Origin of the sequence: Streptomyces graminilatus, from assembly GCF_001418565.1 — a bacterium.
Classification (GTDB): Bacteria; Actinomycetota; Actinomycetes; order Streptomycetales; family Streptomycetaceae; genus Streptomyces; species Streptomyces graminilatus.
On sequence record NZ_LIQQ01000240.1, the window covers coordinates 1 to 8,527 of the forward strand.

The 8,527-nt window shown below is 70.9% G+C and carries 7 protein-coding genes and 1 pseudogene; 3 read left to right on the forward strand and 5 right to left on the reverse strand.

The window, feature by feature from the left end; genetic code table 11:
- Window positions 1-141 precede the first annotated feature (141 nt).
- Window positions 142-594 (reverse strand): annotated as a pseudogene (locus tag AOK08_RS20715) (hypothetical protein); the annotation flags it as partial.
- A gap of 158 nt (window positions 595-752) precedes the next feature.
- Here AOK08_RS20715 and AOK08_RS20720 point away from each other — a divergent pair.
- Together AOK08_RS20720 and AOK08_RS46615 are read left to right on the forward strand one after the other, a co-directional pair.
- Window positions 753-1,448, forward strand: a complete 696-nt coding sequence (locus AOK08_RS20720) for a L,D-transpeptidase (protein WP_055528026.1) — start codon at window positions 753-755, stop codon at window positions 1,446-1,448.
- Between the two features lie 148 nt (window positions 1,449-1,596).
- On the forward strand, window positions 1,597-1,782 hold the full coding sequence (locus tag AOK08_RS46615) for a hypothetical protein (RefSeq protein ID WP_055528028.1): 186 nt from the start codon (window positions 1,597-1,599) through the stop codon (window positions 1,780-1,782).
- A gap of 171 nt (window positions 1,783-1,953) precedes the next feature.
- Here the strand turns inward: AOK08_RS46615 and AOK08_RS20730 are convergent, their stop codons facing one another.
- Both AOK08_RS20730 and AOK08_RS20735 read right to left on the reverse strand, forming a co-directional pair.
- Entirely contained in the window at window positions 1,954-3,312 is a 1,359-nt protein-coding gene (locus tag AOK08_RS20730; protein WP_055528030.1) for a S1 family peptidase, read from the reverse strand.
- A 150-nt stretch (window positions 3,313-3,462) separates the two neighbouring features.
- Window positions 3,463-4,284, reverse strand: coding sequence for an SAM-dependent methyltransferase (locus AOK08_RS20735; protein ID WP_055528032.1), 822 nt, complete (start codon window positions 4,282-4,284; stop codon window positions 3,463-3,465).
- A 133-nt stretch (window positions 4,285-4,417) separates the two neighbouring features.
- Between AOK08_RS20735 and AOK08_RS20740 the strand changes: the two genes are divergently transcribed.
- Window positions 4,418-4,810, forward strand: coding sequence for a PPOX class F420-dependent oxidoreductase (locus AOK08_RS20740; protein WP_055528034.1), 393 nt, complete (start codon window positions 4,418-4,420; stop codon window positions 4,808-4,810).
- 127 nt (window positions 4,811-4,937) lie between these two features.
- Here AOK08_RS20740 and AOK08_RS20745 read toward each other — a convergent pair whose 3' ends face one another.
- Complete coding sequence (locus AOK08_RS20745) at window positions 4,938-7,742, reverse strand: alpha/beta hydrolase family protein (RefSeq protein WP_198539324.1); 2,805 nt, start codon at window positions 7,740-7,742, stop codon at window positions 4,938-4,940.
- 132 nt (window positions 7,743-7,874) lie between these two features.
- Window positions 7,875-8,255 (reverse strand): Zn-ribbon domain-containing OB-fold protein, encoded by a 381-nt coding sequence (locus AOK08_RS20750; RefSeq protein WP_055528038.1) that lies wholly within the window; start codon window positions 8,253-8,255, stop codon window positions 7,875-7,877.
- Window positions 8,256-8,527: the final 272 nt, after the last annotated feature.

Sequence of the window (8,527 nt, forward strand, 5' to 3'; positions counted from 1 at the left end):
CTAGCACAACAGCGGGCCGGCCGCGAGGGCTACTACGCGGCCGTACGCAGGGACCTGGCCCTGCCACCGGGCCACTCCGCGAGCCGGCCGCTCCTGCCGGTACCCGGCGACGCCTCCTCCCCGGCCCCCTAGCGGTATCCGGCCGTGTCCGCCGGCCCGCTGTTGTGCTAGCAACGCCTGCCAGGCCTGTGGATCCTGGGTCCGCTCGCGCAGGAACGCCTCCATCTCCAGCACCGTGATGACCCACTCCCGGGCCTTCGCCACCACCTCCGGGTTGCCCAGCAGAAGCAGGGCCTCCGCGTACGGGTCCTGGGCGAGGGTCGCCTCGGCGATGAGCGGTGCAGCCTCCTCGGGCGTCAGCGGGTGCGTATGCGGGTCGTTGCCCAGGCTCGCCGCGACCCGGTAGGCCAGCGTGACCGATTTCTTGAGCACCCGCGCGTAGTCCGTGTACACCGCGAGCCGCCGCTCCTCCCACCGTGTCTCGCGCTCACGCCGGTCACGGACGCGCTCCCCTCGTGCGACGGCCCAGTAGGAGCCGAGAGCGCCGATGACGACACCCAGGAGTGCGGGCAGTTGCTGTATGAACACGGACATGCCCGCACGGTATCCGGGGACACCGGCAGGCCACGACGGGGTCACCGTTTCGTCCCGGACTGGGCAGAACCACAACCGATGACCCGGTTCGCTGGTCTTGTAGGGCAGAGAAAGTTCATGACAACTTGGGCGCAGTACACATGGGGAGAGGGAACATCATGGGGGACGCACGCCGAAGGGGAGTCGTCGCACTCGGGATCGCGGGGCTGGTGGCGCCGCTCACGATCGTGCTCGGCACCGCCCCGGCGCAGGCCGCGAGCTGTACGACGCAGACCGGCCCGTACCAGAAGAAGGTCGAGAAGTTCCTGGGGCGGCCCGTCGACGGCGTGCAGTCCGCCGGTGACTGCAAGGCCATCCAGGGCTTCCAGGAGAAGCACGGCATCACCCCCAGCGTTGGCTACGCGGGTTCCGTCACCTGGGGTGTGATGGACCTGATGCTGAAGCAGCGGGCCGTGGGGAACAACCCCAACAAGAACGGCGACTGCCCGGTCAACAAGGGCCGTATCGCCTGCGTCAACCTCACGCTCCAGTTGAGCTGGATCCAGGACGGCGACCGCCTCGTCTACGGCCCGGTACCGGTCCGCACCGGCCGTGACGGCTTCGAGACCCGTACCGGACTGAAGAAGATCTACTGGCGGGACATCGACCACGTCTCGGACATCTACAACGTGCCCATGCCGTACAGCCAGTTCTTCGACGGCGGCCAGGCCTTCCACTCGGTCAAGCTCAGCATGTGGAACCCGCCGGGCTCGCACGGCTGCACCAACATGACACCGAAGGACGCCAAGAAGTACTGGTCGCTGCTGAAGGTCGGCGACGACGTCTTCGTGTACGGCCGCAAGCCGGGCACCTGAGACACCCGGGCGGAGAAGGCGCGAACTCCTTTCCGTGCCTTCTCCGCCTTCTCTGTCGGTGAACGGACGGGCGGACGTGATCAGTAACACGGTCAGCAATGCCGGAGAGGCCCGTATTAATCCAGTTGGTCTTCACGCAGGGCGGCATATGCTTCACAGCATGTCCACCACTCTTCAATCCGCCCCTGATCGCTCGGCAGCAGACGTCAACGAAGAGATCCGGGCCCTGTGGCGCCGGTCGGGCGGGATTCTCAACAGCGAGCAGCGGCTGACCTATCAGCAGCTCGTCGCCGAGTGGGCCGCGGTCTCCCCGCACCCCGGGCGCGGCGAGTAACACTTTCGTTCGACATCCAAACAGCAGGGCCGGGGCCGCGTGAAGCGCGTAAGCCCCGGCCTTTCGTGCGTTTGCCGCAGCGACGCCGCGCAGGGGAACGACCGGCCCCCGCGCGCCCCCACCGGCCGGCGGGCCGAAACGAGCAGCCGCCGGGCCGGTGGGGGCCAGTGGTCATCTCCAGGTCGCCGCGTACGACCTGCGGTAGTCCCTGCGGTCCTGTTCCACCCGGAACCACCGGGTGGCGATCAGGGCGACCAGGCTGCCGCCCACGATCAGCAGCCCGGGGCCCACGTTCTTCGGGTCCGAGAGCCTGTCCAGCAGTGCCTCCCCGGCGGAGCCGCCGGTCACCGGGGCCACCGAGCCCGGCTGGGCCTCCCCGGGAGCGGCGGCGCTCTGGGTGGCCGACGCCCCGGGCGGCGCGGCGGCGGCCTGACCCCCCTGGCCGATCAGCCGGACATTGAGCGCGGTCATCGCCTTGGTCACCGGCTGGAAGAACGTCGTACCGCCGGTCTTGCAGTCGCCGTTGCCGCCCGAGGTGATGCCGAGCGCGATGCCCTCGGAGAACAACGGGCCGCCGCTGTCGCCCGCCTCGGCGCACACGGTGGTCTCGATCAGGCCCGACACCGTGCCCTCCGGGTAGTTGACGGTGGCGTTGAGCCCGGTCACCTTCCCGTTGCGCAGCCCGGTGGTGCTGCCGCTGCGGAACACCTTCTGGCCGACGGTCGGATCGGCCACACCCGTGATGCGCACGCCCCGGCCGTTGCCGATGGCGACGACATCGGCGCCGTCACCGGCCGAGCCGCCGTTGTACTGCACCAGTGAGTAGTCGTTGATCGGGAAGCTGCTGATGACCGTCTTGCCGATCTCGTTCGACGCCCCGGTGTCCGAGAACCACACCGAGCCGCCCGGCCCGCAGTGACCGGCCGTGAGGATGAAGTCGCCCGACCCGTTGGTCACGTTGAAGCCCGCCGAACAGCGCCCGCCGGTCGACAGGATCGGCTGCGCCGCGTTGATACGGGTGGTGAAGGTGCCCCGGCTCCGCTCCATGCGTACGGAGGCGCCGATGCTCTTGGCGACCGCGGACAGCTTGGCCCAGTCGGCGGCCGACACGGTGCTGTCGGCCTGGACGACGACCTCGTTCTTCGTGTAGTCGACCGACCACGCCGTGCCCGCCACACGCGGCGCCGAACGCAGTACCTGCGTCGCCGACTTGAGGTCGTTCATGCTGTGGTCCACGACCTTGGCGCGGGCGCCCGCCTTCTCGACCGTCGCCGCCGCGTCGGCGTCGGTCACCGCGACGACCGGCTTCCCGTCGGCCGCGATCCAGCTTCCCGCCGTCCGGTCGGTACCGAGTTCGGTGACCAGCTCGTTGCCGGTGGTGCCCGCCGCCTGGGCGGAGCTGAACGGCAGATTGGCCGGTGGAGGTTCGGACGCCACGGCCTGGGTGACCATCACCCCGCCGAGGATGACTCCGCCGACGGCCGCCAGCCGTGTCGCTCGCCGGACGATCCGTCGTCGTGCGTGCCTCATCAAATGGCTCCCGAACCCCGAATGCGCGGTGTCGACACCGCGGGGGCCCTCCGGTCGTTGAGAGACCCTCACTTTCATACGTGGCGAGCGGTGTTCGTGTTCACCGACTCCAAGATCCCGTTCCGGTCCGTCTGCCAGGGGCGGACCCGATCAGGCCTTGCGGGCCACTCCGCAGTACATGGCGACCTCCGCCGGCTCGCACCCGCCGGTGGGGGGCCTGTCCGGGCGCCAGCGCGAACAGGACACGACGCCCGGCTCCAGCAGTTCCAGACCGTCGAAGAAACGCGCCACCTCGGCGGGGCTGCGCTGGGTCAGATGAGGGGTGCCGTGCGCGTTCCAGTACCGGACCGCCGAGTCCACCTCGGCCAGCGCCGGGCCGGTGATGGTGTGCGAGAGCGCGAGATGGCTGCCCGGGGGAAGGGCGTCCAGCAGGCGTCGTACGACACCGTGCGGGTTGTCCTCGTCGCCGAGGAAGATGACCACCCCGAGCAGCATCAGGGCCACGGGCCGGGTGAGATCCAGGGTGCGCGCGGCCTGTTCGAGGATCGCGTCGACGTTGCGCAGATCCTCGTCGACATGGTCGGTGCGTCCCTCGGGGGTGCTGGTGAGGAGGGCGCGGGCGTGCACCATGACGAGCGGGTCGTTGTCCACGTACACGACCCGGGTGTCCGGCGCGATCCGCTGGGCCACCTCGTGCGTGTTGTCGGCGGTCGGCAGCCCTGTCCCGATGTCGAGGAACTGCCGGATCCCGCACTCCGTGACCAGATGGCGCACGGCGCGCCCCAGGAAGAGACGGTCCGCGAGGGCGTACTCGCCGATGCCGGGGTGCAGTTCACGGATCCGGTCACCGGCCGCGCGGTCGACCTCGTAGTGGTCCCGGCCGCCGAGCCAGTAGTTCCAGATCCGGGCCGTGTGCGGCTGGCGCGAATTGATCCGCGCGTGCAGCGACGCGGCCGGGGAGTTCTCGGGCACGGGGGCAGCTCCAAGGCACCTGTGAAGAGTGTCAACCGGTAATCTAGACAAGGTTGTTGATGTTTGCGAGGGTCTTGACGAACGAATTGTGAACGGATTCGCAAAGCCTTCCCCGGCGCCTAAACTCGTACACATGGACGACATCAGCACTCTTGACCGGCTCGGCGCGGGCAAATACCTGCTGATCACCAGCTACCGCCGGAACGGCACGTCCGTCGCCACCCCGGTCTGGGTGGTGCGGGACGGGGACGCGCTCGGCGCCTGGTCGGCGGCGGACTCCTGGAAGGTGAAGCGGATCCGCGGCCGGGCCGATGTCCTCGTCGGCCCCTGCGACGCCCGGGGCAACCCGACCGGCGAACCGGTACCCGCCACCGCCGAGATCCTCGACCAGCCCGCGACCGACGCCTACCGGCAGCTCCTCGCCCGCAAGTACGGCGTACTGGGCCGCCTCACCCTGCTCGGCAGCCGGCTCCGGCGTGGCAGGGAGGGCACGGTCGGCATCCGGATCACCCTCGTGGACAACTGAGAATCAGCGACGGCGACAGCGACAGCGACAGCGACCGGGAACGGGAACGGGACCGGGACCGGGAACGGCCGAAGGCGGGACCGCGCCCCTCTGGGCAGCGGTCCCGCCTTCGGTCACCGGCGTACTTCTACGACGCGTCGCGCACGGTACCCGTGAACTCCGGCCCGGGGATCGGCTCCCCGGTCACCTCGTCGTAGTTGGTCACCCGCAGCCGCACCGACTCCTCCGGCTCGGCCACCGTGTCGGCGACCGTCGGCAGGGTCAGGTCGGCGGTCGTCCGGCCCGGCGGGACGGTCGTGAAGAGGGAGAGCCCGTCGATGCCGGACAGCGGCCGCTCCGGCAGCGGCAACTGACCGGAGACGTTCCCCAGCCAGGTCGGGTCGACGTCCGTGGTGGACAGTTCCGGGCCGCCGGTGAAGGGCAGCACGTCCAGGCTCGCGTACATCTCGACGGCGGCGGGCGCCGACAGGGTCGCGCGCCAGATCAGCGGCTGTCCTTCGGTGACCCGGTCCGCGACCGGGGTGATGGTGACCGTGGGCTGAGGATCGTCGTTCTTGACGGTCACCCCGCCGCTGTACATGCCGATGACAGCCCCGCGCACAGCCTTCACGGCCATGCTGCGCCAGACGTCGTAGCTGTACAGCGTGTCGCCCTTCACCGTCACCGGCACGACGATGCTCTGCTGGCCGGGGCGCACGGTGACCACCCGGCTCGTCAGCGTGTCCGTCCCCGGCTGCTGGATGTACAGCCGGACCGTGCCACTGCCCTGCCCGGAGATCCGGACCGGTACCCGGTAGGTACGGGTGCCGGAGTCGCCCTCCTTGACGGTGAGCCGTCCGAGGTCGACGCGCGGCAGCGCGGCAGTGCGCACCGCGGGTGTGCCGGGGCGCCAGCCCCAGGTGTCGACCAGCCAGGCCTGCCCCGCACGGCTGCGCGGAGTCAGTTCCACGCTCCGCACCTTGCGCAGGTCGACCCCGGCCCGGCCGGCGGCGGCCAGCGGTACGCGGACCTCCCGCGCCCAGTACGAGGCCGTACGCGCCGTTCCGGGCAGCCCGTCCACGCGGACCCGGCCGAGCTTGGCGCGCTTTCCGGCGGTGTCGGTGACGGACACGTCCAGCTGGGTTCCGGTGGTGTTCGGCGGTACGAACACACGCAGGGCGAGGTCCTTGGCGCCGCCGAGGGACACCGGCCGCCCGGGGATCACCCGCACCGGGGTACCGGGCCGCGACCACTTGAGGGCGATCGCGCGGCGGCCTTCCTCGCGCGGGGCCGCCCAGGCCGCGAAGTGCGGGGACTGGCCGCTGTCCGTGGTGAGACAGCTGACCGAAGGACGGTCGTCCACGGCCGCGCACAGCCGTCCGCCGCCGCCCCGCACGGTCACCGCGTCGTCCGGCAGGATGCCGCCCGTACGGTTGCCGCCCACGGCGTGCGTGAGGACGCGCGCCGGGTCGGCGGACGGCGCCCGCAGACCGGTGCCGTCGAGCAGCGGACGTACCCGGTCGTCGCCCGCGACGAACAGCCGGGCCGCCGTCGCGATGTAGGAGGAGCCCGCCCGGTGCTGCTGGTCGGCGGTCAGCCGGGTCCTGGTGCCCGGGTCGCACACCCGGTCCGGCTCGTCCGGGGTGGACCAGAAGTCGTCGTTCGCCGGAGCCTGCGCCTGCCCCGGCGTCCACTCGGTGTTGAAGAAGTTGTGGTTGGCGCCGATCACGTAGACCGCGCTGTGCAGGGCCGCGCCACGGCTGATCCCGCGCGTGCCGTCCACGGCCAGCTCGCCCTGGAGATCCGACACGTCACCGTCGCAGCCGGGCAGGATCGAAACCGACGGCACATCGGCGACCGGGTTCTGCCCGAAGATCGTCGGGCCGATGAGGACGGTGCCCCGGATGTTCCAGCGCACCGGCCCGCCGTACCCGTCCTGGTCGGCCGGCGGCCGGTACAGGCTGTCCATCGCGGCGCGGTTGACGCCCTCGCCGCCCCGCGAGTGGCCGACCAGCAGCACCCGCGACAGGTCGGCGGCCGGCGCGGTCCGTACGATCGCCGGTGCCGACGACCGGTTCGCCGCCCAGCCCGCCCAGCGGGCGAGATGCTGCCGGACGAGGGAGGAGCGGGCCTGGGCCCCGGCGTCCTCGATGTCCCCGTCCTGGGCGTTGATGGCGTTGGCGGAGATCGACACCGTCACATAGCCCTGCGACGCCAGGAGCTTCTGGTCGCGCAGATAGCCCAGGTAGCTCGGAATCGGCTTCTCGCCGGCCGGGCAGGGCCAGGTGAGGTCGACGTCGTCGCCGCCGGGCTTGTAGCAGGTGGAGTGGCGTCCGTGCAGGAACAGCGCGAGCGGCCTCTTGCCGGTGGCCCCGGTCGGGGCGACGACCACGGCCTTCATCTCCGCCCGTACGGGCATCCCGGGCAGTTTCACCGGGTCGAGCGTGTACTCGCCCGAGACCGTACGGTACGAGCCCGGCTTGCCGGGGTCGACGGGGTTGGCCGGCGCCAGGGCGGGCGGCACGATCGGCGCGCGGTGCCGGTCCGGGACCGCCGCGAGACCGGCGGCGTCCAACCGGCGTCCACCGGCGCGCACTTGGAGGTCCCCGAGCGCCTTGGCGCCCTTGAGGCCGCCTGCCTTCAGGGCCTCCTCCAGCGGAAGCCGGAACGTCCGGCCGTCGTTGGCGGCCAGGGGCCGGCCGAGCAGCCGGTCGCCGGCGTAGAACTCGACGCGCGCGTCACCCGTCGGCACCGGCCTGCCGGAGCGCCAGACGAGCTGCCGCTGCGCACCGTCACCGGTGAACGTCCAGCCCGAGGGCAGTTGTTCAGCTGCCGTCACCGCCCGGTTCGGCTGCTGAGCCTGTGCCCATCCGGGCGATCCCCCCACCACCGCGAGTACCGCCGCGGCCGTGACCCATATTCGCCGCGCACGTAGCAACGGTCTCCTCCTCATGGCCCTTGCCCAGGGGCCCCGGAAACCCGGCAGACCCCTCTCACCCCGTGAGGACGGGATCATGGACCTGTGGGTTGCCTGTGGAGGACGACCAATGGGATTGCCTTTACCCCAAAGGAAGTTGACGAGATGTCAGATCCAGGCGCGGTACGGCTCGTCGAGCAGTTGGAACACCGGCTCGCCGCGCACCGGGTCCTTCGCGGTGGCCAGTCGGACCCGGTCCCCGCTGTGGATGCCGGCGGCCGGACCCATCACCCGGCCGCGTACCACGAAGCCCTCGGCCAGCTCGACCAGGGACACATTGCGCGCGCCCGGAGTGTTCCGGTTGACCACCGTGGCGTGCCGGACCGTGCCCGTGCCCCCGCTGCGCTCCGTACGCAGGTCGCTGCCCCCGCAGACCGGGCAGAGCAGCCGGTGGTACATGGCACTGGCGCACCAGCCGCAGCGCTGGAAGACAAGGGTGTTCGGTTCGGCCGGGGCGTCGAGCAGGCCCGTGGTGGAACCGACGGTCATCGGACGAGTGGCGACTGGTGAGTGGTACACGGTGTCATCTCCCTGCGCTCGGCCTGGCTCCGAAGGTGCGCGGGTAGCCGTGCCGCCGTGCACGGCCACAGGGTATGGCACTCAGTGTCACCCGTAAAGGTACTGCGTACCCCTAACTCCCAGGTCTGGGAGTTAGTACAGACTCGATCTCCTGGACGACCCGCCACATAGGGGCCCCGCGGCGCGAGACGACGACCACGACATCGTCGGAGTCGGGCTCGGGGCGGGGGGCCGGCCCGGCC